The 23,175-nt window shown below is 66.6% G+C and carries 21 protein-coding genes and 3 pseudogenes; 12 read left to right on the forward strand and 12 right to left on the reverse strand.

The features are described 5' to 3' along the window. Window positions 1-85 precede the first annotated feature (85 nt). From ACUP6Y_RS09775 to ACUP6Y_RS09810, 8 genes and pseudogenes are all read left to right on the forward strand, one after another. Window positions 86-1,720, forward strand: a complete 1,635-nt coding sequence (locus ACUP6Y_RS09775) for a long-chain-fatty-acid--CoA ligase (protein WP_462555758.1) — start codon at window positions 86-88, stop codon at window positions 1,718-1,720. 35 nt (window positions 1,721-1,755) lie between these two features. Continuing rightward, window positions 1,756-2,556 (forward strand): SDR family NAD(P)-dependent oxidoreductase, encoded by an 801-nt coding sequence (locus ACUP6Y_RS09780; protein WP_462555760.1) that lies wholly within the window; start codon window positions 1,756-1,758, stop codon window positions 2,554-2,556. 20 nt (window positions 2,557-2,576) lie between these two features. Beyond that, window positions 2,577-3,752, forward strand: coding sequence for a saccharopine dehydrogenase family protein (locus tag ACUP6Y_RS09785; RefSeq protein WP_462555762.1), 1,176 nt, complete (start codon window positions 2,577-2,579; stop codon window positions 3,750-3,752). Window positions 3,753-4,415: 663 nt separating this feature from the next. Further along, a complete protein-coding gene (locus ACUP6Y_RS09790; RefSeq protein ID WP_462555764.1) occupies window positions 4,416-4,727 on the forward strand; it encodes a helix-turn-helix domain-containing protein in 312 nt (103 codons plus the stop codon). 182 nt (window positions 4,728-4,909) lie between these two features. Next, window positions 4,910-5,992, forward strand: coding sequence for an IS630 family transposase (locus tag ACUP6Y_RS09795; RefSeq protein WP_462553247.1), 1,083 nt, complete (start codon window positions 4,910-4,912; stop codon window positions 5,990-5,992). Between the two features lie 100 nt (window positions 5,993-6,092). Then, window positions 6,093-7,096: pseudogene (locus ACUP6Y_RS09800) on the forward strand (IS5 family transposase). Between the two features lie 268 nt (window positions 7,097-7,364). Further along, window positions 7,365-8,663 (forward strand): ISL3 family transposase, encoded by a 1,299-nt coding sequence (locus ACUP6Y_RS09805; RefSeq protein ID WP_462551837.1) that lies wholly within the window; start codon window positions 7,365-7,367, stop codon window positions 8,661-8,663. 24 nt (window positions 8,664-8,687) lie between these two features. Then, a pseudogene (locus tag ACUP6Y_RS09810) lies at window positions 8,688-8,996 on the forward strand (ISL3 family transposase); the annotation flags it as partial. Window positions 8,997-9,019: 23 nt separating this feature from the next. Here ACUP6Y_RS09810 and ACUP6Y_RS09815 read toward each other — a convergent pair. The 7 genes from ACUP6Y_RS09815 to ACUP6Y_RS09845 all read right to left on the reverse strand — a co-directional run bounded on the left by ACUP6Y_RS09815 (window position 9,020) and on the right by ACUP6Y_RS09845 (window position 14,882). Further along, window positions 9,020-9,313, reverse strand: coding sequence for a transposase (locus ACUP6Y_RS09815; RefSeq protein WP_462555766.1), 294 nt, complete (start codon window positions 9,311-9,313; stop codon window positions 9,020-9,022). Window positions 9,314-9,359: 46 nt separating this feature from the next. Next, window positions 9,360-9,722: an alcohol dehydrogenase catalytic domain-containing protein gene (locus tag ACUP6Y_RS09820; RefSeq protein WP_462555768.1), complete on the reverse strand. Its 363-nt coding sequence runs from the start codon at window positions 9,720-9,722 to the stop codon at window positions 9,360-9,362. Continuing rightward, window positions 9,712-10,170, reverse strand: a complete 459-nt coding sequence (locus ACUP6Y_RS09825; protein ID WP_462555770.1) for a (R)-mandelonitrile lyase — start codon at window positions 10,168-10,170, stop codon at window positions 9,712-9,714. The genes ACUP6Y_RS09820 and ACUP6Y_RS09825 overlap by 11 nt, the downstream gene beginning before the upstream one ends. 50 nt (window positions 10,171-10,220) lie before the next feature. After that, entirely contained in the window at window positions 10,221-11,390 is a 1,170-nt protein-coding gene (locus tag ACUP6Y_RS09830) for a saccharopine dehydrogenase family protein (protein ID WP_462555772.1), read from the reverse strand. A gap of 95 nt (window positions 11,391-11,485) precedes the next feature. Continuing rightward, window positions 11,486-12,673, reverse strand: a complete 1,188-nt coding sequence (locus ACUP6Y_RS09835) for a saccharopine dehydrogenase family protein (RefSeq protein WP_462555774.1) — start codon at window positions 12,671-12,673, stop codon at window positions 11,486-11,488. A gap of 147 nt (window positions 12,674-12,820) precedes the next feature. Further along, entirely contained in the window at window positions 12,821-13,975 is a 1,155-nt protein-coding gene (locus ACUP6Y_RS09840) for an acetyl-CoA C-acetyltransferase (protein ID WP_462555776.1), read from the reverse strand. Between the two features lie 94 nt (window positions 13,976-14,069). After that, window positions 14,070-14,882 (reverse strand): enoyl-CoA hydratase/isomerase family protein, encoded by an 813-nt coding sequence (locus ACUP6Y_RS09845; protein WP_462555778.1) that lies wholly within the window; start codon window positions 14,880-14,882, stop codon window positions 14,070-14,072. 89 nt (window positions 14,883-14,971) lie between these two features. Between ACUP6Y_RS09845 and ACUP6Y_RS09850 the strand changes: the two genes are divergently transcribed. Both ACUP6Y_RS09850 and ACUP6Y_RS09855 read left to right on the forward strand, forming a co-directional pair. After that, window positions 14,972-15,649, forward strand: a complete 678-nt coding sequence (locus tag ACUP6Y_RS09850; RefSeq protein WP_462555780.1) for a nitroreductase — start codon at window positions 14,972-14,974, stop codon at window positions 15,647-15,649. Then, window positions 15,649-16,329, forward strand: a complete 681-nt coding sequence (locus ACUP6Y_RS09855) for an enoyl-CoA hydratase-related protein (protein ID WP_462555782.1) — start codon at window positions 15,649-15,651, stop codon at window positions 16,327-16,329. Before ACUP6Y_RS09850 ends, ACUP6Y_RS09855 begins: the two co-directional genes overlap by 1 nt. Here the strand turns inward: ACUP6Y_RS09855 and ACUP6Y_RS09860 are convergent. Together ACUP6Y_RS09860 and ACUP6Y_RS09865 are read right to left on the reverse strand one after the other, a co-directional pair. Beyond that, window positions 16,320-17,858 carry an acyl-CoA synthetase gene (locus ACUP6Y_RS09860; protein ID WP_462555784.1) on the reverse strand — a complete coding sequence of 513 codons (1,539 nt, stop codon included), beginning with the start codon at window positions 17,856-17,858 and terminating at the stop codon, window positions 16,320-16,322. The genes ACUP6Y_RS09855 and ACUP6Y_RS09860 overlap by 10 nt on opposite strands. Window positions 17,859-17,864: 6 nt before the next feature. Next, window positions 17,865-18,290 (reverse strand): universal stress protein, encoded by a 426-nt coding sequence (locus ACUP6Y_RS09865; RefSeq protein ID WP_462555786.1) that lies wholly within the window; start codon window positions 18,288-18,290, stop codon window positions 17,865-17,867. A 201-nt stretch (window positions 18,291-18,491) separates the two neighbouring features. Between ACUP6Y_RS09865 and ACUP6Y_RS09870 the strand changes: the two genes are divergently transcribed. Continuing rightward, the gene (locus tag ACUP6Y_RS09870) at window positions 18,492-19,325 is read left to right on the forward strand and encodes an NUDIX hydrolase (protein WP_462555788.1); all 834 of its coding nucleotides are present in this window, start codon (window positions 18,492-18,494) and stop codon (window positions 19,323-19,325) included. A gap of 93 nt (window positions 19,326-19,418) precedes the next feature. On the opposite strand, the gene ACUP6Y_RS09875 is transcribed toward ACUP6Y_RS09870, so the two are convergent. Next, the gene (locus ACUP6Y_RS09875) at window positions 19,419-20,159 is read right to left on the reverse strand and encodes an SDR family oxidoreductase (RefSeq protein ID WP_462555790.1); all 741 of its coding nucleotides are present in this window, start codon (window positions 20,157-20,159) and stop codon (window positions 19,419-19,421) included. Window positions 20,160-20,345: 186 nt separating this feature from the next. Between ACUP6Y_RS09875 and ACUP6Y_RS09880 the strand changes: the two genes are divergently transcribed. Then, window positions 20,346-21,002, forward strand: coding sequence for a GntR family transcriptional regulator (locus ACUP6Y_RS09880; RefSeq protein WP_462555792.1), 657 nt, complete (start codon window positions 20,346-20,348; stop codon window positions 21,000-21,002). On the opposite strand, the gene ACUP6Y_RS09885 is transcribed toward ACUP6Y_RS09880, so the two are convergent. Both ACUP6Y_RS09885 and ACUP6Y_RS09890 read right to left on the reverse strand, forming a co-directional pair. Continuing rightward, the gene (locus ACUP6Y_RS09885) at window positions 20,999-21,895 is read right to left on the reverse strand and encodes an alpha/beta hydrolase (RefSeq protein ID WP_462555794.1); all 897 of its coding nucleotides are present in this window, start codon (window positions 21,893-21,895) and stop codon (window positions 20,999-21,001) included. The two genes, ACUP6Y_RS09880 and ACUP6Y_RS09885, sit on opposite strands and share 4 nt — an antisense overlap. Before the next feature lie 264 nt (window positions 21,896-22,159). After that, window positions 22,160-23,170, reverse strand: a pseudogene (locus tag ACUP6Y_RS09890) (IS4 family transposase); the annotation flags it as partial. Window positions 23,171-23,175 lie beyond the last annotated feature (5 nt).

The raw sequence follows: 23,175 nt of genomic DNA on the forward strand, positions 1-23,175 counted from the left end.
TTGACACGAACGTGGGTTCCCGACGAGATTGGCTCCAATCATGTCTGCTTTCGCCCCTCTGGCATGTCGCGCGAGTTGCGCGCGCATGCTCAACCCGGTGAACCCAAGTGGGAGTCTTATGTCTGAGTTGAACGATATCGATGCTGTTGCCCAGGCGCGTCGGATGTCCTATGGAGCGCAGCTGGCCCGCCATGCCCGCAAGTTTCCCGACCGTGTCGCCTACCGGTACGGGGAGCGGAGCATCACGTTCGCGGGGATGGACCGGCGGGTCAACCAGGTCGCCAACGCGCTGAGTTCTCGAGGCGTGCGCCGCGGCGATCGTGTGGCGGTGGTGATGCGCAACTGCATGGAGGTCATCGAGACCTACTTCGCAACCCTCCGGCTGGGCGCGATCGTCGTTCCGGTGAACTTCCGGTTGGTCGCACAGGAGGTCGGGTACATCCTCGACAACTGCGGCGCCAGCGCGCTCGTGGCAGGGGAGGACCTGGCCGACCTGTGCGCCGAAGCACTGACCGAGGCGACGCCGCCTCGTTGCGTGCTGGTGGTCGGCGACGTGCCGGCCTCCCTGGCAGCGGTCGCGGAGTCCTACGAGGCCGTCGTCTCTGGCGCGTCGACAGAGGACCCGCTCGTGGAGGTGGAGGAGCACTCGCCGTCCTTCATCATCTACACCTCGGGTACGACCGGGCGGCCGAAGGGCGCGGTTCTGAGCCACTTCGGAATGGTGGTCAACGCGTTCAACCTGCTGGCTGCGATGGGAGGCTCACGCCGTGATCCCGACATCGTGATGTTGGCGGTCCCGATGTTCCACATCGCAGGGGTTAACGGGAGCCTGCGCCCGGTGCTGGACGGGGCAACCGTGGTCGTCGATACGGCCACCACCTTCGATCCTGAGGCGGTGCTGGATCTGGTGGAACGGGAGCGGGTGACGAACTGGTTCCTGGTGCCCAGCCAGTGGGAGCTGGTGTGCAACGTTCCTGGGGTGAAGGAGCGGGACCTGGCGCTGCGGGTGCTGTCGTGGGGTGCGGCGCCGGCGACCCCGGCGCTGTTGACGAAGCTGCAGGAGTGCTTCCCCCAGTCGCCGGCTTTCAGCGGATTCGGCCAGACCGAGATGAGCCCGACCACGGCCATGCTGCGCGATGTGGATGCGGTCCGGAAGATGGGGTCGGTCGGTACCCCCTTGACCGGAATCGAGGTCCGGATCGTCGACGACAACATGAAGGACGTCCCCGTGGGTGAGGTGGGCGAGATCGTCTACCGAGGCCCGACGGTGATGCTGGGGTACTGGAACAACCCCGCGGCGACCGCTGAGGCGTTCGAGGGTGGCTGGTTCCACTCCGGCGATCTATGCCGGATGGACGAGGAAGGGTTCATCTACGTCGTCGACCGCAAGAAGGACATGATCATCTCCGGTGGCGAGAACATCTACTGCGCGGAGGTCGAGAACGCGATCTCTCTGCATCCGGGCGTGGCGCAGGTCGCGGTGATCGGCGTCGACGACCCGAAGTGGGGGCAGACGCCGTGCGCGATCGTGGTTGCCGTCGATCCGGCGAATCCGCCCACGGAGGAGGACATCATCGACCACTGCCGGACCCGGCTGGCCTCCTACAAGAAGCCGACCTCGGTCGTCTTCGTCGACGGGCTGCCGCTCAATGCCAGCGGGAAGGTGCAGAAGTTTCGGCTGCGCGACCAGTTCGCCGGCAACAAGAGCGCGGTGGGCTGAGCGCGCGCACGGGCCGGGGGAGATGCGATCGACCGATGACAGAGCGGCTTGCAGGCCGACGTGCCTTGGTCACCGGTGGCGCGTCGGGAATCGGGCTGGCGGCGGCGGAGCGACTCCACATGGCCGGAGCGCGCGTGCTCCTGCTGGATACCAATGAGGAGGCGGGTCACGCGGCGGTCCAGCGACTGGGTGCGCTGGTTGAGTTCCGTGCCCTGGACGTCGCCGATCCGCAGACGTGGCGCCGACTGGAGTCCGATGGTCTCGCGCGCTTCGACATTGCGATCCTCAACGCCGGTGTGCCCACGCGCATTCGTGACGTGGATCAGATCGACGACGAGCTCTACCGCAGCGTCTCGGGCGTCAACATCGACGGGGTCTTCTTCGGAGCCCGTGCCGTGGTTCCCTTCATGCGGCAGCGCGGGCGGGGGGCCATCGTCGCCACCGCTTCGCTGGCGGGCCTGATCGCGCTCCCTCAGGACCCGGTGTACGCCATGGCCAAGCACGCGGTGGTCGGACTAGGACGGGCGCTCGCCGCCCAACTGGAGCCCGTAGGGGTCACCGTCAATGTTGTGTGTCCAGGCATCACGGACACCCCCATTGTCAGCGACTCAGGTCGCGCCACGATGACGGAGAACGGCTTTCCTCTCATCCCTGTCGGCAGAGTGGCCGACGCGATAGTTGGGTGCGCCACCGGCACGGCGACCGGCCAGGTTCTGGTGGTTCAGGCGGGTCGCGATCCCGTTCCGCACTCCTTCCGGCGTGTGCCCGGTCCACGTCAGGAGGGTGCTGAGGGCCCGATTCGACCGCCGGAGGAGTTCGTCGGCGCCGACCAGTAGTTGACGGAAGGAGCGCCAGCATGGGCGTGGACACAGAGTTCGACGTTGTCGTCTTCGGCGCAACGGGCTACACGGGCAGGATCGTCACCGAACACCTTGCGCGCCGCTATAGCACGCAAGGTGACCTGAGGTGGGCGGTCGCTGGACGCTCACAGGAGCGCCTCGCCCAGGTCCTCGCGGAGATCGGAGCGACCGGCACGCCCATCATCGTGGCCGACGCGCAGAGTCGAGACGAGCTGATCGAGATGGCTACCCGGGCAAGGGCTGTCATCTCCACCGCTGGCCCTTACCTCGCCCATGGCTCGGAACTGGTCGCCGCGTGCGCGGAGACCGGCACCGACTATCTCGACCTGGCCGGCGAGTCCTATTGGGTCTACCAGATGCTCACCGCTCACGAGGTAACGGCGAAGCGGAGCGGCGCCCGGCTCCTGTTTTCCAGCGGTTTCGACTCGATCCCCTCCGAGCTCGGAGTCTGGTACTGCCAACAGGTTGCGATCGACGAGCTCGGCGCCCCGGTGCCGCTGGTCAAGTGCCGACACCGTGCGTGGGTCGGCGTGCCGCCCTCGGGCGGTTCACTGGCCACCGCGGCCATCATGCTCGACACAATGCGGGAAGACCCCAGCGTTCGTGAACTCCTGACCGATCCGTTCCTCCTCACCTCCGGGTTCCGGGGCCCCGAGCAGCCATCGCTGACGGTCGAGGAAGACGATCCCGACGTCGGGCCGGTGATGCCGTTCAGTATGGCGCCCATCAACGTCAAGGCCGTCCACCGCAGCAATCTCCTCATGGGATTCCCCTACGGCCGGGACTTCGTCTACGACGAGAAGAGGCTCGCCGGCATGGCCGGCCAGGCCGGTGGCCTCCTCCTGAAGGCCGCGCAGAATGGTCCGGGTGTGCATCGGTTCCGGCCGAGCTTGGCGCCGGGCGAAGGCCCGGCCGAGGAAGATCGGGTCGGGGGGTACTTCGATGCGTTGTTCATCGGCGTCGCTGCCGATGGAAGCCAGGTTCGAATCGGGGTGTCTGGGGACGAGGACCCTGGATATGGAGGGACCGCCAAGATGATCGCCGAGACTGCGCTGTGTCTCCTGGACTCTCCTGATGTCGCGGGCGGGGCTTGGACCCCTGTGGCGGCTCTTGGAGGGAGGTTGTCCGAACGGTTGCAGCGGCACGGCGGTATCTCGATTCAGCGCGAATAGCCGCCTGCTCGACCACCTGTAGGTGTCGTTGGGCGACGGTCGCCTGAGTGGCGCTCACCCGAACCCGACCCTTAATCTGTTCGAACCCGGAGCTAGTGGTCATGACCGTTGATTCGTCGGGGGTCTGGCTGCCAGGCGGTGGGGTCGGCGAGGTAGAGGCCGCAGGCGGTGTCGAGAGCTTCTTCGGGGGTTCCTGAGGGCCAGCCCGTCGGGAAGGGCTGCCTGCTGGTAGTCGTCGTGGCTCGCGCGGTAGATCGCGAAGGCCCCAACGGCTGGCCGAGCCGGCGTAGCGCAGCCGGAACAGCTTGAGGTGGTCACCATCGCTCGAGGTCGCGTCGACGTAGGCGAACCCACCGCGGTAGCGGGTGTGGGCCTCGGCGATCTGGGGCCAGCGCTCGCGGGCCCTGGCCAGGACCCTTCTGCCGCATCTAGATCTGGGTCGACTCGGGAATCTTCGCCACACGCTGATCCTCCCCGATATCCGCCACAGGCGGGGGCCGGCACGGCGTGGCACCACGGCGGGTACCGGGGTGCGTCAGAGATGGATATGCACCTGACTTCCCCCTACGTGGTGAACCTGACAGACCCCGACCCGGGCGGTGCTGCAGGCCAGACTGCGGGCGGCCACCGCCGCCCAGCGCGACGTGCTGCGGGGCGCGGATCGTGCTCGCTTCGGCCGCCGGCATCGCGAACGCCAAGATCGCCCGCGACCTGGGCGTTCACGTCGACACCGTGCGCAAGTGGCGGTGCCGCTACTGCAGCGACGGGCTCGACGGGCTGCGGGACCGGCCACGGCCAGGACGACCACCGTGCTTCACCGCCCTCGAGGTCGCCGGCGTGAAGGCGCTGGCATGCAGCGAACCGGCCGAGCAGGGCCTGCCCCTGGCGCGCTGGTCGATCACCGAACTGGCCGCCCAGGCCACCGCCCAGGGACTGGTCCGGCCCACGGTCTCAGCGGCGTCGTCGGCGGCGTAGGGGCGGGGCGGTGGGTGTCTCGACCGTGCGGCGCCGGCTGGCCGCCGACGCGATCAAGCCCTGGCAACACCGGTCCTAGTGTCCCGTCCGGTTGTTCCGCTAAGAAATATCGGGGATTCGGGAATTTCGTAGGCTGGGCCGGGTTCTGAAGAGGCAAGAGCCTCGACAGGATGGAGCCGGTGATGCGACGAGCAGGACGACCGACGGTCACGATCGAGTTGACCGACGACGAGCAGGAGACACTGCAACGGTGGGCTCGGCGCCACTCGTCGTCGCAGGCGTTGGCTCTGCGTTCGCGGATCGTGCTGGCCTGCGGCGAGGGAAAGACCAACACCGCGATCGCCGAAGAGTTGGGCTGCAACCAGGTCACGGTCGCCAAGTGGCGCCACCGGTTCGCCGCTGATCGCCTCGAAGGCCTCGGAGACGCGCCCCGTCCGGGTGCGCGACGCAGGGTCAGTGACGAGGTCGTCGAAGCGATCGTGGTCGACACGCTTGAGGAGACCCCGAAGGACGCCACTCACTGGTCGACCCGGGAGCTGGCCCAGCGGCACGGCATCGGCCGGCAGACCGTGTCGGAGATCTGGCGGGCGTTCGGGCTCAAGCCCTGGCGTCAAGACGAGTTCAAGGTCTCCCCGGACCCCGACCTGATCGAGAAGATCCGCGACCTCGTGGGCCTGTACATGTCTCCTCCCGTCGCGGCAGCCGTGTACGCCGTGGACGAGAAACCCCAGATCCAGGCCCTGGACCGCTCGGCCCCGATCCTGCCGATGCTGCCCACCACCCCGCAGAAGGCGACTCACGACTACCTCCGCAACGGCACCCTGGACCTGTTCGCCGCACTGAACATCGCGACCGGCACAGTGATCACCGACCTGCGCAAGTCCCACAAGGCCGCCGACTTCATCGCGTTCCTGGACAAGATCGACACCGAGGTCCCCGACGAGCTCGACGTCCACGTCATCCTCGACAACCTCTCCACCCACAAGACCCCAGCAGTCCACGACTGGCTGCTGCGCCACCCGAGGTTCCACTTCCACTTCACCCCGACCTACGGCTCCTGGATGAACCTCGTCGAGCGGTGGTTCTCCGCACTGACCACCAAGAAGCTCCAACGCTCGGCCCACCGCAGCATCAAGGCCCTCGCCGACGACATCACCGCCTGGGTCGAGGCCTGGAACGAGAACCCCAAACCCTTCGTATGGCACAAGACCGCCGACGAGATCCTCGAACGCCTCGCGGGCTACTGCCGCGCGATCAACAAATAGCTACCGGAACAACCGGACAGGACACTAGGGATGCACTGATCTTTGAGGTAGACCGGCCCGTCGTGTGACCGGGCGGCGGTGATGGCGAAATCATGGGGTCGTGGACAGCGACCAGCCTTCCTTCACTGACGTCGAGTACGGCAACCGTCGACGTGTCTCCAAGCGTGAGCAGTTCCTGGAGACGATGGACGCCACGATCCCGTGGGAATCGTGGGTCGGGGTGATCGAGCCGCACTACTACACCGACAGGCCCGGCAAGACCGGCCGGAAGGCCAAGCCCATCGAGACCATGCTGCGGATGTATCTGCTCCAGGCGTGGTTCTCGCTGTCCGATGAGGGCGTGGAGGACGCGATCTACGACTCCTATGCGATGCGCAGGTTCATGCGTCTGGACTTCGCTGTGGAGCAGGTCCCCGACGCGACCACGTTGCTGCACTTCCGCCACCTGTTGGAGGAGCACAAGCTCGGCGAGAAGTTGTTCGCGGCGCAGAACGAGATCTTCGAGCGTGAGGGCTGGATCATGCGCGGCGGGTCCATCGTGGATGCCACGATCATCGCCGCCCCGTCCTCGACCAAGAACGCCACCGGCACCCGGGACCCGGAGATGCACCAGACGAAGAAGGGCAACCAGTGGTACTTCGGGATGAAGGCCCACATCGGCGCCGACGCAGGTAACTGACTGGGGAAACTGGGTACGTCCACTCTGTGTCTACGACCGCGGCGAACGTGCACGACCTCGATGAGGCACACCATCTGGTGCGTGACGATGACGAGGTCGGCTATGTCGACGCGGGATACCAGGGAGCCGAGCGGCGGCCGGAGATCGCCGACGATCCGCATCGTTCGAAGATCGAGTGGCGCATGGCCGCCCGCAAAGGGCGGCTCAAGACGATGGCCGAGCCCGACCGTGCCGAGCAGTCACGCCAAGCGGGTGTGCGGGCCAAGGTCGAGCATCCGTTCCTCATCGTGAAGAGGGACTTCGGGTTCGCCAAGACCCGCTACCGCGGGATCGCGAAGAACCTCAACCACCTGCACGTGTTGTTCGCATCGGCGAACTGGCTGATGAGGGCCCGTGCCGTCGCCCTGACCCCGGCGACGGCGTAGCGCCAGCCTGCCCGTAACCGCCCTTGCGGCCCGGTGTAGTGGCCGCCAGGGCCGGGCAGGGCCCACGTCGAGCCGCTCTTGGGGCCGGCCGACCCTGACAGCCGCCGGTCGCTCTGAGAATGGCGCGTTGATCAGCGCATCCCTAGATCTTTTTGGCTCTCCTGACGTACCTGTGGGTGTCTGAGCGCGCCTGAACGAGCCGCACGCCGCTTCCTGTCTAGGTTTCTGAGCTGTCTAGGAACAGGAACCAGGTGCACAGGAGAGCGGCGTGCGTGATGTCAGCCTATGGCGAGGCGTGTTCGGGGTCGAGAAGACGGTGATCGAGAAGGTCGAGTACGACGAGGACGCCCAGGTCCTGATCGCTCATGTCCGACCCACCAGCAGGCAACAGGGCCGGTGCGGGATCTGTCGGCGTCGGTGTCCTGGCTACGACACCGGGCCGGGACGGCGTCGCTGGCGGTCGCTCGACCTGGGCACGACGGTCGCGATGCTCGAGGCAGACACCCCTCGGGTCCGCTGCCGCGACCACGGTGTCGTGGTCGCGCATGTCCCGTGGGCTCGGCACGACGCCGGTCACACGCTGGCCTTCGATGATCAGGTCGCCTGGCTGGCGACGCGGGCCTCGAAGACCACCGCGACCGAGTTGATGCGAATCGCGTGGCGCACTGTCGGGGCGATCATCACCCGGGTCTGGGCTGACATCGATGCCCAGCATGATCGTCTGGCCGGCCTACGGCGGATCGGGATCGACGAGATCTCCTACAAGAAGGGCCACAAGTACTTGATGGTCGTGGTCGACCACGACACCCGACGCCTCGTATGGGCCGCCCCGGGACGCAACTCAGCGACCGTGCGGGAGTTCTTCGACCTCCTCGGCCCCGAACGCTGCAAGCTGATCACCCACGTGAGCGCGGATGGAGCCGACTTCATCGACGCCATCGTCGCCCAGATGTGCCCGGCCGCGGTCCGGGTCGCTGACCCGTTCCACATCGTGAAGTGGGCCACCGACGCCCTCGACGAGGTCCGCCGCGAGGCATGGAACGACGCCCGCAAGCAGGCCAGGAAGGAGCCGAAGCGTGGTCGTGGACGCCCACCCGCGGACGCGCCGCCCCGGCCCGGCAACGAGCGGGCCAAGACGCTCAAGGGTGCCCGGTACTCGTTGTGGAAGAACCCCGAAGACCTCACCGAGAACCAGCAGACGATGCTGGCCTGGATCGCTGCGACCGACCCGAGGCTGTATCGGGCCTACCTGCTCAAGGAAGGGCTCCGGATGGTGTTCCGGGTGCCCTACAAGGCCGCCGTCGCTGCGCTGGACCGCTGGGTCAGCTGGGCCCGTCGCTGCCGGATCCCAGCGTTCGTGAAGCTGCAGAAGAGCATCGTCAAACACCGCGCCCGGATCCTCGCAGCGATCGAGCACGGCCTGTCCAACGGGCTCATCGAGTCGACCAACACCAAGATCCGCCTCATCACCCGCATGGCCTACGGATTCCACTCCGCCCACGCTCTGATCGCCCTCGCGATGCTCAACCTCGGCGGCTACCGCCCAGCACTCCCCGGCCGAAACTGACCCACAGATGCGTCAGGAGAGCCCAAAGAAGGCCTGCGCACCGTGTTCCGACTGCCGCCCGACGAAGCAGCCGACGCGCTCGATCGATGGATCGCGTGGGCGCGACGATGCCGCATCGAGGCCTTCGTCAAGATCCAGCAGCGCATCGCCAAGCACCGCGCCGAGATCCTCGCTTCGATCGAACACAGCCTGTCCAACGGGCTGATCGAGTCGGTCAACACCAAGATCCGACTCATCACGAGGATGGCCTTCGGGTTCCGATCACCCGACGCCCTGATCGCGCTCGCGATGCTCAACCTCGGCGGCCACCGGCCCGTGCTGCCCGGCCGATGACCCACGGATCAGTCAGAAGAGCCTCATTTTCCCGGAAGGTTCGCCTGCGACAAGTAGGCGGCCGCTCTGCGGAGGACCTCGACTTCTTGCTCGAGCAGCCGGTTGCGGCGCTTGAGCTCACGCAGTTCGGTGTTCTGGTCCTCGGTCATCCCGGGCTTCACGCCGTCCTCGACATCGGCACGGCGCATCCACGAGTTCAGCGTGGTCTGGTGGATCCCGAAGTCCTTCGCAATCTGCTCCAACGGGGTCTTCGGATCCCGGCTCCTGGCGACGCGCACGACGTCGTCACGGAACTCGCGGGGGTAGGGCTTGGGCACAGCGACATCCTCTCAAGCCTGCCCATCAGGCAAGCCAGGTCAGTTGTCACCTATCCGTGCAGCAGTCCCGCACGTGCTTGAGGTCGCATGCCTCTGGTTGTCCGCCGGTGCATCGGGCGCACATCCCGCACAGCTGCATGCCGCCCGACACGACGGTGTCGCCGACCTTCACCTGGCTGACTCCGGGCCCCACGGCTTCCACGATGCCGGCTCCCTCGTGGCCCAGGAGCAGGGGGAGTGGGAAGAAGTCGAACTCCTGCGTGCGGATCGTGCCGTCGGTGTGGCATACCCCGGCGGCCTTCCAGCGCACCATGACCTGGCCGGGCCCGGGGTCGGCGACCTCGAGCACGTCGACGGTGAGCGGGGCCCCGGGGGTGACCGCAAAGGCGGCGAGAGTGCTACGTGGCATGGTGGTTGTCTCCTACTTCCGGTGGCGAGTCTGTGCTGGCGATGGCGCGCCAGCTGGTGGTGTAGGCGTGCTCGGTTACATGCTCGTGCCACGCCGCGGCGTCGCCGTTGTCTGGGTCCTCGTAGATGGCGAGGTGCGACATGAAGCGCTCGGGTGTCGCGCCGTGCCAGTGCTCTTCGCCAGGCGGGGTGTAGACGACGTCGCCCGGTCTGGCGACGAGCACGGTTCCGTCACGAGCGCCGACTAGTGCCACACCCTGCTGGATGTAGAGCGTCTGCCCGACCGCGTGCGAGTGCCAGGCAGTGCGAGCGCCGGGCGCGAAGTGGACCGAACCGATGTTCACTCTCGACTGCTTGCCCCTCGCGGAGACGATCGGATCCATGAAGACGTCGCCTGTAAACCACTGCGCCGGGCCCTTCACGCTCGGCCGTCTTGGTTCGATGTTCACTCGACTCACTCTCGCTTGGCCGGGGCCCGAAGATGCCCGCTCATTCGGCGCTAGCTCTCACGCTCGGTGGAGATGCCGGCATGCGTGCGCAACCGCTCGTGCAAGCGTGCTTGCAGCGCTGATAGCGGAGTCCATATCCCGGAGGCGACATCGGGGGAGTCCAGGAGACACAGCGCAGTCTCGGCGATCATCTTGGCAGTGCTGCCGTACCCGGGGTCCTCGTCGCCGGTCACCGCGATCCGGACCTGGCGGCCGTCCTCTGCCACGCCGATGTACAGGGAATCGAAGTAGCCGCCTGCTCGCTCCTCGACGGTCGGCCCTCCTCCCGGTTTCGGCTGGTCAGGCACGTGCCCTCGTGCTTTGGCCTCTGCTTCTTGAAGGCTGTTGGTTGCCCTGCCTGCCATAGCCGTCAGGCGTCGCTCGTCGTAGAGGAAGTCTTGTCCGTAGGGGAATCCCATGAGCATGTTCCCGCGGTGCACGGCCTTGGAGTTGACCGGCGCCATGCCGAAGGGCATCACCGGACCGATGTCGGGGTCGTGCTCCTCGGCTGCTTCGGGCTGTTCGGGGCCGCGGAAGCCCGGAGTTAGGAGGAAGGGATCTGCGAGCCGGTCATAGAGTGTCGGGTCGTCCCTGACGGCCTCGAGAATGCCTGCCCCGGTGACGAGTGATCCGCCCGAGGGGCCTCCGCCGACGTAGGCGCGATGCCGGCACTTGACCAGTGGTACGGGCGCTCCGAACTCCTCGCGGGCAATCTCCTGGCACAGCCACACACCGAGCTCTGAGGGGATGGAGTCGTAGCCGCAGGAAAAGAGGATTCGGGCACCGCTCATGCGTGCGTCGTACTCGTAGGCGTCGATCATCTGGCGCACCCAGTCGGACTCGCCGGCAAGGTCGACGTAGTCGACACCTGCCTGCACACACGCAGCCACGAGCGCCTCGCCGTGGGGTTGATAGGGGCCCGCCGTGGTGATGACGACGCGGGCGCGCGCCACCAGGGCGTCGACCGATGCGTCGTCTTGGAGGTCGGCAACGATCACGGGAGTGTCGAGTGGTGCTCCCACCCTGTCGCGCACTGCCGTCAGCCGCTCTGCGGAGCGGCCCGCGAGCGCCCAACGGGGACTCCCCGCGGTGTAGCGACGGCTGAGGTACTCGGCCACCAGCCCGCCGGTGTAGCCGGTTGCGCCATAGAGGACGATGTCAAAGTCTGGCTCCGAACCCACGGTCAGCCCCCTCCTTCTCGATTCCTGTCATCCACCACATCCCACGGCCAACCAATCGCGGCCAACCAATCGGTTGCACAGCGACTCGTGGGGGTCTACTGCGACTCTGGCCGCACAGAGACGCCTGCATGAGCTTCCAGCCGATCACGAAGGCGCCCCTGAAGAGCCGAGACCGGGGTCCATACCCCGCCGGCCACCTCCGGAGAGTCCAACAGACACAGGGCCGTCTCGACGAGCATCTTGGAAGTGCTGCCGTGTCCGGGGTCCTCGTCCCCGGACAACGCAACACGGACCTGTCGGCCATCGGGGGCGACGCCGATGAAGAGCGCTTCGAAGTGCCCTCCGGCACGCTCTTCACGCGAGGGACCCTCGCCCGACCCACGATGGCCAGGTGCGTCTCTCCGGGCCTTGGCATTGGCTTCCCGCATGTTTCCTGCGCGTCCGATCATGTCGGCCAGCCGCTTCTCGTCGTAGACGAAGTCCCGGCCGTAGGGGAAGCCCATCAACATGTTGCTGCGGTGGACCGCCTTGACGTTGATGGGTGCCACCCCGAACGGCAGCACGCGGCCCACGTCTGGATCGTCAGCCTCGACCATAGGCGAGGGCTGCTCAGGGCCACGGAAGCCCGGAGTGAGGAGGAACGGATCGGTTAGCAGTCCACGGGCGTTGGGGTCGGTCCGCAGTAGATCGACGATGCCCGACGCGGATGCCAGCGAGCCACCGGATTGTCCGCCGCCGACGAAGGCTCGGTGGCGACACTTGACCAGCGGCACCGGGGTACCGAGTTCCTGCTGGGCAAGCTGCTGGCAGTACCAGACTCCGAGCTCGGAGGGGATTGAGTCGAACCCGCTGGAGAAGAGGATCCGGGCGCCGCCGACTTGGGCCGCCGCCTCGTGAGCACCGATCATTTGGTGGATCCAGTACGACTCGCCGGTGATGTCGAGGTAGTCGGTGCCGGTCGCCACGCATGCAGCCACCAGCTCCGAGCCGTGGGCGAGATAGGGACCCGCGGTGGACACGACGGTCCTGGTGCGCGACGCCATCGCGACGAGGGAGTCGGGGTCGTGAGCGTCCGCCACCACCAGCGGAGTGTCAGCCGGTGCCCCCGCAGCTTGCAGGGCTTCCTCCAGGCGGTCGCGTGATCGTCCGGCCAAGGCCCACTTCAGCTCTGGCCGTGACCCATGACGACGCACGAGATGCTCGACCACCAGCCGCCCGGTGTAGCCCGTGGCTCCGAACACGACGATGTCGAGCTCGGCGTCTACCTTCGCGTTCGCACGCATTTCCTACCGATTCCTTTCGCGGCCGCAACCCGAGCCGCCGCCCGCGCGCCGACAACCGGGGTGCACCGGATGCTTCCTCGTTCAAGCCCCATGCGGAACATGCGGACGGGGTCCTCGGTGCGACCCGAGAACCCCGTCGACGTGGTCCTAGACGCGCTCGTAGATGGTGGCGTTGGCCTGCCCGCCGCCTTCGCACATGCTCTGGAGTGCGTAGCGGCCCCCGGTGCGCTGAAGCTCGTGCACCAGCTTGGTGGCCAGGATCGCGCCCGTGGCGCCCAGTGGGTGCCCGTGGGCGATCGCTCCGCCGTTGACGTTGGTGCGATCCAGGGAGGCGCCGGTCTCCTGCGCCCAGGCGAGAACGACGGGGGCGAAGGCCTCGTTGATCTCGAACAGGTCGATGTCGTCGATGGACAGACCCGACTTCTCCAGCGCCTTCTGCGTCGCCGGGATGGGACCGGTCAGCATGTAGATGGGATCGCTGCCGGCGAGCGCGAGAGTGTGCACGCGCGCCAGCGGCGTCAGGTTGTGGGTCTTGACAGCGCGCTCTGAGGCAATGAGCAGGGCGCTTGCTCCCACAGAGGTCTGGCTGGACACGGCGGCAGTGATCACGCCGCCTTCGCGGACGGTCTTGAGGCCGGCCATTGCTTCGAGGGTCGTGTTGCGACGCACGCCCTCGTCGTCGGTCAGCCCGCCGATCGCGGCGATCTGCGTCTTGAAGACGCCCTCGTCGATCGCGCGCGCCGCGCGCTGGTGGCTCTCGACCGCGAATCGCTCGAGGTCCTCGCGCGTGTGGCCCCACTTCTCGGCGATGAGCTCGGCGCCTCTGAACTGCGAGATCTCCTCGCCGGGGTAGCGCTTCTGGAAGCCCTCGCCGAGGAAGGGCACTCCCAGTTCCTTCAGCACGATGTGGTTGGCGACGCCCATCTTGAGCATGCCCATGTTCTCGACACCCGCGGCGACCACGAGGTCCTGGGTTCCCGACAGGACACCCTGCGCTGCAAAGTGCACCGCCTGCTGGGACGACCCGCACTGTCGGTCGATCGTGACGCCTGGCACGTTCTCGGGGAGGCCGGCCGAGAGCCACGCCAGCCGCCCGATGTCGCCCCCCTGGGGGCCATGCTGCTGGACGCAGCCCATGATCACGTCTTCGACCGCTGCGGGGTCCACGCCGGTGCGCTCCACCAGCTCCTTGAGCACGTGTGCGGCCAGGTCGGCCGGGTGGATGCCAATCAGGGCACCCTTGCTCGTGCCGATGGGGGTGCGGACCGCTCCGACGATGTAGGCGGCATTCGACTCAGCCACGGATCTTTCCCTTCTTAGCGAACGAATCTGATAGATCGTACGATAAGTGGATGAGAATGGGAAGACGGCGAACGCGCCGAGTAGGCAGCGGCCGTCAGCGGTGCCGGAAGTGTGGGCGCCTCTTCTCAAGGAAGGCGCGGGTGGCCTCTTGACGGTCCTCAGTGAAGGCAGTGATGAGCTGCTGACGATTCTCGAACTCGACCTGCGCTCTGAAGCTCGGGTTCTCCAGAGCGATCCACATCCCTTCCTTGGTCAGCTCCACCTGGGCAGGCCCGTTGAGCATGATCTCGTCTGCCTTGATCATCGCGGCATCGAGGAGTTCCGCCTGTTCGGCCAGCTCGACCACGAGCCCGATCCGATGCGCCTCCGTAGCGGTGAAGCGTCGCCCAGTGAGCATGAGTTCGTGTGCGTTGCCGGCGCCGACGATACGGGGCAGCAACCACGAGACTCCCATGTCACAGGCGGAGAAGCCTGCGCGGATGAACGAGGCTGCGAAGAGGGCATCGGGGGTCGCGATGCGGATGTCGCTTGCGCACACCCAAGCCAGGCCGCCTCCGGCCGCCGCGCCATTGACCGCGGCGATGATGGGCTGGCGCAGATAGTGCAGCTTCTCGCTGATCTGGGCGATCTCCTTCTGCCTGGCCAGACTGGCCAGCGTGCGGCCACGCTGCTCGACCAGATCCTCGCCTCCATAGGCCTTGAGGTCGAGTCCCGCGCAGAAGGCCCGTCCGGCACCGGTCAGCACGACGACGCGGCAGGACCCGTCGCCGTCGATGTCATCGAGCGCGGCGTGCATCGCCTTGACCATCTCGTCGGTGATGGCGTTGAGGCTGTCGGGCCGGTTGAGCGTGATGAGCTTGACCCCAGGTCGCGGGGTGGTGACCAAGAGGGCGTCGGGCATTGTCATGGGCATGGACCATAGCGGGCCGCAACAATGGATGAGGGCCGTGACGGGGACGAGGAATCGTGAGTGGACATAGAGAGAGTGGAGGCGGCATGGAGTTCAAGGACCTGATGGCAAGCAGGTGGAGTTGCCGCGGCTTCCGCGCCGATCCGGTGCCTGACGACGTCCTCACCCACATCTTCGAGGTTGCCCGACGGACCGCGTCGTGGTGCAACACCCAGCCGTGGTCGGTCTATCTCTTGCGGGGCCAAGCGCTTGAGCGCACCACTCGCGAGTTGCTCGCGCATGTCCTGAACAGTGCGGTCCGATCATCGGGTGTGAGTCCGGACTACGATCTTCCTGCTGAGTATCGCGGCGTCTACCTAGAACGCCGGCGTGAGGCAGGGTATGCGCTCTACAACAGCCTGGGCATCGAGAGGACCGACCACGATGCGCGACGTGCCGCGATGCTTGACAACTACTCGTTCTTCGGAGCGCCAGCGGTCGCCATCGTGACCGCCGATCGGGGCCAGGGCACCTACGCAGTGGCCGATACCGGTGCCTATGTCGCCAACCTGATGAACGCCGCATGGGACGAGGGAGTCGCCTCGATCGCGCAGGGTGCGATCGCGGTGTACGCCGACAAGGTGCGCGACCTCCTGGATATACCCGACGAGCGCGGGATCCTGTGCGCGGTCGCCTTGGGGTACCCCCACGTCGAGCATCCGGTCAATGGCTTCCGGACCTCACGCGCCGACCTGTCAGAGATGGTGGAAGAGGTGCACTGGTGATGACGTCGTCACTGGTCAGGATCTCGAACGAGAGAGGTGTCTCGACGATCACGTTGAACCGTCCCGATCGTCGCAACGCCATCGATCAGGCAATGGCGGACGCGATCGGCGCGGCACTCGACGAACTCGATGACAATCCCCGACTGCGGGTCGGTATCCTCGCTGCGGAGGGATCGGTCTTCTCGGCTGGCACCGATCTGAGCCAGCGGGTCAGCCCGGCAACGACCAGGGGTGGCGAGTACGGGATCATCCGCAGGATGCGCACCAAGCCGCTCATCGCAGCGGTGGACGGACCGGCCCTTCGGCGGAGGCTTCGAGATCGTTTTTGTCGTGTGACCTTGTCGTGGCCAGTTCCGCCGCGGTGTTCGCCTTCCGGAGGTTGCCCTGGGGTGGTTGCCGCGTGCGGCGGACTTCTCCGCGCTCCAGATCGGCTGCCACCCAATATCGCCGAGCTCGTCCGCCAAGAACTCTCCGGCCGCGGTCCAGGCGTCGGTGCGCGCGCTGCAGGAGGCCCGCTGGCCGATGGAAGGCGCCGGATGGCCGGCGACACGAGAAGCCGCCACCACTATCCGGCATCACTCCGATCGCGAGGAGGGGATCGCGGCGTCCTTCGAGACGTGCCCGCCCGCCTGGGCAGTGGGAAACGTGATGGGTCCTCGCGTCGGCGAGGCTACAGGTAGCGGTCCTTGAGCTTGTTTTTGACGAGTTTGCCTGTCGGCGTCCTGGGGAGTTCGTCGGTGAAGTCGACCGACCGCGGAGCCTTGAAGTGGGCAATGCGGCCACGCACGTAGTCGATGAGCTCCTGCTCGAGGCCGGGGGAGCCTTCGACTCCATCAGCCAGCTGCACGACCGCCTTGACCTGCTCGCCCATGTCAGGATCCGGCACGCCGATGACGGCCACGTCGTACACCGCGGGATGCAAGGCGAGCACGTTCTCCGCCTCCTGAGGGTAGATGTTCGCGCCGCCGGAGATGATCATGAACGCCCTACGGTCCGTCAGGTACAGGTAGCCGTCCTCATCGAGGTGGCCGACGTCACCGGTGGTGCTCCAGTGCTGATGCACCGGATGCTGTGCGTTGCGAGTCTTGTCCGGGTCGTTGTGATATTCGAACGGCATCTCCTGGCGCTCGAAGTAGACCAGACCGTCGGTGCCTACAGAGACCTCGGGATGCTCCTCGCGCGAGTCGTCGCAGATGTGGAGCGTGCCCAGGACCGCCCTACCCACCGAACCACGCTTGGCCAGCCAGTGCGTCGAATCGATCACGGTAATGCCGTGACCTTCGGTCGCGGAGTAGAACTCCTCGAGCACGGGCCCCCACCACTCGATCATCTTCTCCTTGACCTCGACCGGACACGGTGCCGCCGCGTGGATCGCGAACTTCATGCTGGAGATGTCGTACTTCTTGCGTGTGTCCTCTGGCAGTTTGAGCATGCGCACGAACATCGTGGGCACCCACTGGCTGCGATTGGCTCGGTACTTCTCGATGGCGGCCAGGGCATCCTCAGGATCGAACCTAGGCATCACGATGGTGGTGCCGCCGAGCTGGTGGATCATGGCGCAGAAGCGCAACGGCGCCGCGTGGTAGAGCGGCGCAGGGGAAAGGTACACACTGTCGGCGTCCAGTTGGAAGCGAGGCGCGAACGCAGACAGCAGGTGGTCGCCCGGATCCGAGACCTGGCGGCCGGGTAACGGGATGCGGATACCCTTGGGCTTGCCGGTCGTGCCCGAGGAGTAGAGCATCATCTGGCCCTGAGGTTGAGCGTCCGGGACTTCGGGAGCGGCGGTCGCAAGGAGCTCTTCCAGGGCGGTGTAGCCCTCGATCGGCCCCCCGATGCCAATGTGCCGAACGCTCGGCGTCTGAGCCCGCAGGGCGGCAGCCATCTCGGCCTTGGTATCACCCGACACGAACAAGGCCTTGACGCCGGCATCGTCGATGATGTGGAGATGCTCGTCGCGGCTGAGCGAGGAGTTCAGCGCGGTGAAGTACAAGCCGCTGCGCATCGCGGCCCAGTAGACGTCGAAGTACCCGGGCGTGTTCTCGGCCAGGATGGCAACGCCGTCTCCCTCACGCAGCCCCAGCGTTCGAAGTGCGTTCGCGAGCCTCGCGGACCGCTCGTCCAACTGTGCGTAGGTGATGGTCTCGCCGGTATCGGCCATGACGATGGCCGGCTTGTCGGGCGTGGATCGTGCATGGGTGCCTGGATACATGGGGCCTCAGTGTGTGTGGGCGATATAGACGTCGCACGGGGCATGGTGGGCGACGTCGGTCGCGATGCTTCCGAGCACCCTTGCCAGGCCCTGCACCCGCTTGTTGCCGACGACGACGATGCTGGCCTCGATCGCCTCAGCCACAGTCACCAGCGCTTCGGCAGGTTTGCCCAGCTCCGCGTGCGGGGTGGCCTTCAGGTTCGGGTGCCTGCCCATCAGGTCCTCGATCGCCTGCTTGGCGACGGTGAGCGCGACGTCGCTCGCCGAGAGTGACAATGCGTCTCCAGGAGAGCCCGCACGAAGCTCATCTGGGCTGCTGAACGCGCTGACGACCACGAGCTGGGCGCCCAGCCCGGAGGCTAGACGCGCGGCGCGGTCGGCAGCCTTGCGTGCTGTGTCGCTTCCATCGACGCCGACGATGATCTTTTGCATTGGGCCACCCTCGAATCACTGCTCGTAGCGGGGGCGCGTCCCGCTGGTTCTATTGAACATTCGATCAACACGGAGCATCCTGCGCATGTGCGGTCCAGTCAACTGGCTGCCCGCGCCTCGGAGCGCTGTCCTCGGATCGGGGCCACCGAGTCGAGGGGGATGCCAGGTCGATGAGGCAGGGATATGAGGAAGGACGTTCGCATGGGCGGACAGGCAAGGCAGCGGATCAGCGACGAGCTTCTCGTGCGCTGGAAGCGGCTTCTCGCCCACGATGAGGCTCCGGCGGAACCTCGAAACGCCTCGACGGTCATCCTGGTGCGTGACAGCCTGCGCGGCCCGGAGGTGTTTCTGCTCCGACGTGTAACCCAGATGGCGTTCGCGGGCGGGATGCACGTGTTCCCAGGCGGGGGCGTCGATCCTGGCGACTATGACACCTCCATCCCGTGGGCTGGCCCCTCCCCAGTTGAGTGGGCGCAGCGACTTGGATGCGATGAGTCGGTGGCACAAGCCTTGGTGTGCGCGGGCGTGCGCGAGACCTTCGAGGAGTCCGGAGTCTTGCTGGCCGGTGCGTCGGCCCAGGCCACTGTGGCCGACACCTCGAGTGAGGGCTGGGAGAAGGACCGTGCTGCCCTTGAGGCGCGCGAGCTCTCGTTCGCGGACTTCCTGGCGCGCCGCCGGCTCGTGCTTCGCTCCGACCTCCTGGCCTTCTGGGCGCACTGGGTCACGCCAACTTTCGAGCCGCGCCGCTTCGACACCCGGTTCTTCGTAGCGACCCTGCCGGAGGGCCAGGCCACCCACGCCGCCTCGACCGAAGCCGATCGAGCCCGATGGATCGCCGCGCGTGACGTGGTCGCGCAACCCAATGACCGAGCAATCGCGATGCTGCCGCCGACCTACGTCAACTGTCGCGACATTGCCGCCCACCCTAGTTCTGAGGCAGTCATGGCCGCAGCCGGCCGACGTGAGTTGCGAACGGTCCTCCCAGAGCTGGTGGTGGACGAGGAGGGCGGCGGATGGCTCGTCACACAGCAGTAGTCGCTGCCCGAGGACTCCCCATCGCATCGCGTGACTCTTGTGGTTCGTCTGCACGGGGCGCCCGGGCGGTCGGCTTAGGGTCTGTCCAGAGTCCTAACGGGCGGCGGAGTAGATCCCGCCGTCGATGAGGATCTCTTGGCCGGTCACCATCGCCACGTCGTCGCGTGAGAGGTGGAGGATGAGCGCTCCGACGTCCGCGGGGGTGACGTTGCGACCGCTCGGGTTCCTGGCCGCCATCTTGGCGGCGTATTCCTCGGCGTCAGGGCGAACGCTCTTGATGGCCTCGGTCAGTACCGTGCTGACCGAGATGGTGTTGACACGCACGCCAGCCTGCGCCAAGTCAGCCGCGAGGTACTTCACCAGGCTCTCTGCGAGCGCCTTCGGCGCGCCAACCGCGATGTAGTCGGGGACTGCCACCTTCGAGCCACGGCTTGAGACGAAGTACACCGAGGAGCCGCGTACCAGCAGCGGACGCAACCGCTGGACCAGCGACAAGATCATGGACCCGTTCATCCACACGGCACGGGCAAATTCTTCTTCGGAGATCTCCAGGGTGGCCGCGCGATGAGGCCACACAGCGCAGTGCACGATCTGATCCAGTTGGTCAGTCACTTGTCCGACGCGGTCCACCAGGGCGCTGAGTCCATCAGGTGTGGAGAGGTCGGCCTTGACCAACTCGACACGCACGCCCAGCGCGCTGACCTCGGTGCGCGCACGCTCGGCGGCGGCGTCGTCGGCTGCGTAACTGAGGAGGACATCGGCTCCGTCCTCAGCAAACCGCAGAGCCACCCCCAAGCCAATGCCTCGGGTTCCGCCAGTGATCAGTATTGTCATCGTTGGCTTCCTTCGCGGGGATCGCATGGAACTGCTTGGCTCCACGATTGGAGCCTATCCTGCGGGGTCGTTGATGGCTACCAGCAGTGGGAGCCGCACGTAGCCTTACGACATTGGCGACGCTGGCGGTGCCTCCGATTGGCACCAGTTGTGGATCCCATCGGTTGAGGGCGCTAGAGTCTGATCGTGCGCGCGACACCCGACCCGACGCAGCCAGCCGCAGACGGTGCCGTGGCTGCGGCTGCCTCCGCGCTTCGCGAGATGGTGATGACCCGGCGGCTCCTGCCCGGCCAGCAGTTGCGCCAAGAGGTTCTCTCGCAGTCGATCGGGATAAGTCGAGGCCCCATTCGCGAGGCCCTCCAGGTGCTCGATGCGGAGGGCTTGGTCGTCTACGAGCGCAACCGCGGTTACTTCGTCGCGATGTTCAGCGCCGATGAGATGGCTCAGTTGTACCGCGCTCGTGACCTGCTCGAGACTGAGGTGTTGAGCGCCCTGGGACGGCCTACGGAACGGGAACTAGTTCGCATCGGACGAATCAACAAGAAGCTGCGAGCATCTGGTGCGAACGTTGATGAGCGCATCAGGCTCAACGATGCCTTCCATGAAGCCATCCTCGAGCTTTCGCCGTTGGGGATCCTGGTTGCAGAGATAGCCAGGATCACACGCATGTCTGGCGCCTACCGGGCCCTGTCGTTGAGCTTCCTGCCCGATGTCGGCACGGTGGCCGATGACCACGACCGGATGCTCGATGCCCTAGTGAGCGGCGATGGTGCCCTGCTGGCGGATCTGTGGCGCGCCCACAGGCAGGTGTCGCTGGATCGACTTCTGCCGATCCTGCGCTAGCCGTCTGGGAAGAGCGCGATCCTCCTGCCGATGAAGGCGCCGATTCGGGCGATGGCCTCGTCGGACTCGGGCACCTTGCCGGCGGCGCGCTGGAACACATGGGTCATCTCGTCGAAGATGTCGATCGCGACATCGACACCCGCGTCGCTGAGGCGCTCTGCCAGTCGGGTGGCGTCGTCGAGCAGCACCTCGTGGTCGCCGACTTGGATGCAGGTCGGCGGGAGCCCGCCGAGATCTGCGAGCAGGGGCGCGACCTTGGGATCGCGTCTGTCGTGATCGCGGAAGAAGGCGTCGACCGAGGCCAACGCGCTGGCTCGGGTGATGGTGGGATCCACTTCTGCTCGCGTCGTCATCGAGTCCCCGTCGCATCCGAGGTCGACGAACGGCGAGAGAAGCACCGTGGCGCGGGGGAGTGCGACGCCTGCCTCACGAAGCGCAAGCAGTGTCTGCATGACGAGGCCACCTCCGGCTGAGTCGCCGCCGATCGCGATGCGAGAGGGCGCGATGCCGGTGTCCAACAGCCACTGGTAGGCGGCGAGGGAGTCCTCGACCGCCGCTGGGTAGGGGTGCTCGGGTGCCAGGCGATAGTCGATCGCCAGGCACCGGACTCCGCTGCTCGCTGCGATGTGCCCGATCATGGTTCGGTGGCTGGCCACCGAACACACCATGTACCCCCCGCCGTGAAGGAAGAGCAGGACGGCGTCGCCGTCGGCGGCCGAGCTCGGGACGATCCACTCCCCGGGGACACCCGCGACGTCGACCGGCGTGTGCCGAACCTCGTCGAGGGGCGCTCCCCACGAGCCGAACTGCTCGGCGAGCTCCCGGATCTGTTCCAGCGTCGGCGCTTGGCCGCTTGGCAGTCCCGCGCCTCGGTCTCGCAGCGCGGCATTCATGGCCCGGGCTTGAGTGCTCAGCATCTGATCCTCCTCGGACTAGCTGTGGACTAGTCGCAATACCGTTCAGTTAGCCGCGCGACGGAGATGGTTGTGGTGTTGCCGGGTTGGGGCCAGGTGGCGTGGGCGGCGCGTTTGACGTGCCACTTGGTGTACTTCCTCTTCACGACGCGCGGTGCTGCCCGTCGTCGCCGCTCTGGGTTGAGTCGTCGCAGCAGCCGGCGTAGGAAGTCCAGCCAGCCGGGACTGTCTCGCCCATGCTGGTCAGGGGGGAAAGGCGCCCGGGTGGGCGAGGGTCTGGCGGGTGATCCGTAGCGCGGCAACGAAGCTGACCCGGTCGGGATCATGCCCGGAGTGTGCGGCGGCTTCGGCCATCAGCGAGCGGATCGCGAAGTGGCAGCACAGGTGGCCCCAGATCTCCTGGAGCACCAGGTCCGGCGACTTGGATCGCAGCACAGTCCTCGGGCCGCGTTGGTGGGTCTTGAGCTCGTCGAAGGTCGACTCGATCTCCCACCGTTGCGCGTAGGCCGCGGCCAGATCGGTCGCGCTCGCCTCGCCCGGGTCCACGATGGTGGTGAAGAGCCGATACGACGTGGTGTTCTCGCGGCCGTCGTCGAGGGTGTAGTCGATGACGCGCACTCGCATCGGCTCCGCAGCCCGCGCGGCCTTGGAGTGGGTCTGTTGTAGGTCGGCCAGCCAGGAGCCGTCGGGCAGGTCTTCGACATGGACCGGCTTGGGGGCGGATTTGTCGGTGCGGATCCGCCACAGCAGGTCCGCCCCGGTCGCGATTGCCTTGCGCCACAGGGCGTAGGAGAAGAACCCGCGATCCGCGGTCAGCAGCATCCCTGGCGCCAACCGGTCCACGAGACGATCAGCAAAGACGGCCTCGGATGTCGAGTAGGTGCCGACCTCGGCGGCGAACACCGCGTGCGTGCCACACTCGGCCAACGCGACCACGCGAGCCTGGGGGAAGGCTGCCTGCTCGCCCTTGTTCACCCCCGGCCGGCCGAAGTGCTCGGCATTGACTGCCGTGTCGGCGACATCGAGACACGTGCCGTCGATCGCAACCAGCCGCCGACCGGCGAGCCAGACTCCTGGCATCTCATCGGTGCCGATCGGCTTGGCAACCCGCTCGAACAACTCCTTCAGCGGTTCAGCGCCCAGCCTGGCCCGGGCCTGGAAGATCGCGGACTTGCTCGGCGGGGAGTACTCCTCGGTCCAGCCCGAGGCCCACGAAAGACCATCGGTCAACTGAGCCAGCACGTCCTCATAAGAGGCTC

The organism is Nocardioides sp. S5-5, assembly GCF_054954065.1.

Coding starts and splice junctions, on each gene's coding strand:
- ACUP6Y_RS09775 (WP_462555758.1), top strand. CDS start 86: ATGCTCAACCCGGTGAACCCAAGTGGGAGTCTTATGTCTGAGTTGAAC.
- ACUP6Y_RS09780 (WP_462555760.1), top strand. CDS start 1,756: ATGACAGAGCGGCTTGCAGGCCGACGTGCCTTGGTCACCGGTGGCGCG.
- ACUP6Y_RS09785 (WP_462555762.1), top strand. CDS start 2,577: ATGGGCGTGGACACAGAGTTCGACGTTGTCGTCTTCGGCGCAACGGGC.
- ACUP6Y_RS09795 (WP_462553247.1), top strand. CDS start 4,910: ATGCGACGAGCAGGACGACCGACGGTCACGATCGAGTTGACCGACGAC.
- ACUP6Y_RS09820 (WP_462555768.1), bottom strand. CDS start 9,722: ATGCCACGTAGCACTCTCGCCGCCTTTGCGGTCACCCCCGGGGCCCCG.
- ACUP6Y_RS09835 (WP_462555774.1), bottom strand. CDS start 12,673: ATGCGTGCGAACGCGAAGGTAGACGCCGAGCTCGACATCGTCGTGTTC.
- ACUP6Y_RS09845 (WP_462555778.1), bottom strand. CDS start 14,882: ATGACAATGCCCGACGCCCTCTTGGTCACCACCCCGCGACCTGGGGTC.
- ACUP6Y_RS09850 (WP_462555780.1), top strand. CDS start 14,972: ATGGAGTTCAAGGACCTGATGGCAAGCAGGTGGAGTTGCCGCGGCTTC.
- ACUP6Y_RS09855 (WP_462555782.1), top strand. CDS start 15,649: ATGACGTCGTCACTGGTCAGGATCTCGAACGAGAGAGGTGTCTCGACG.
- ACUP6Y_RS09860 (WP_462555784.1), bottom strand. CDS start 17,858: ATGTATCCAGGCACCCATGCACGATCCACGCCCGACAAGCCGGCCATC.
- ACUP6Y_RS09865 (WP_462555786.1), bottom strand. CDS start 18,290: ATGCAAAAGATCATCGTCGGCGTCGATGGAAGCGACACAGCACGCAAG.
- ACUP6Y_RS09870 (WP_462555788.1), top strand. CDS start 18,492: ATGGGCGGACAGGCAAGGCAGCGGATCAGCGACGAGCTTCTCGTGCGC.
- ACUP6Y_RS09875 (WP_462555790.1), bottom strand. CDS start 20,159: ATGACAATACTGATCACTGGCGGAACCCGAGGCATTGGCTTGGGGGTG.
- ACUP6Y_RS09885 (WP_462555794.1), bottom strand. CDS start 21,895: ATGAATGCCGCGCTGCGAGACCGAGGCGCGGGACTGCCAAGCGGCCAA.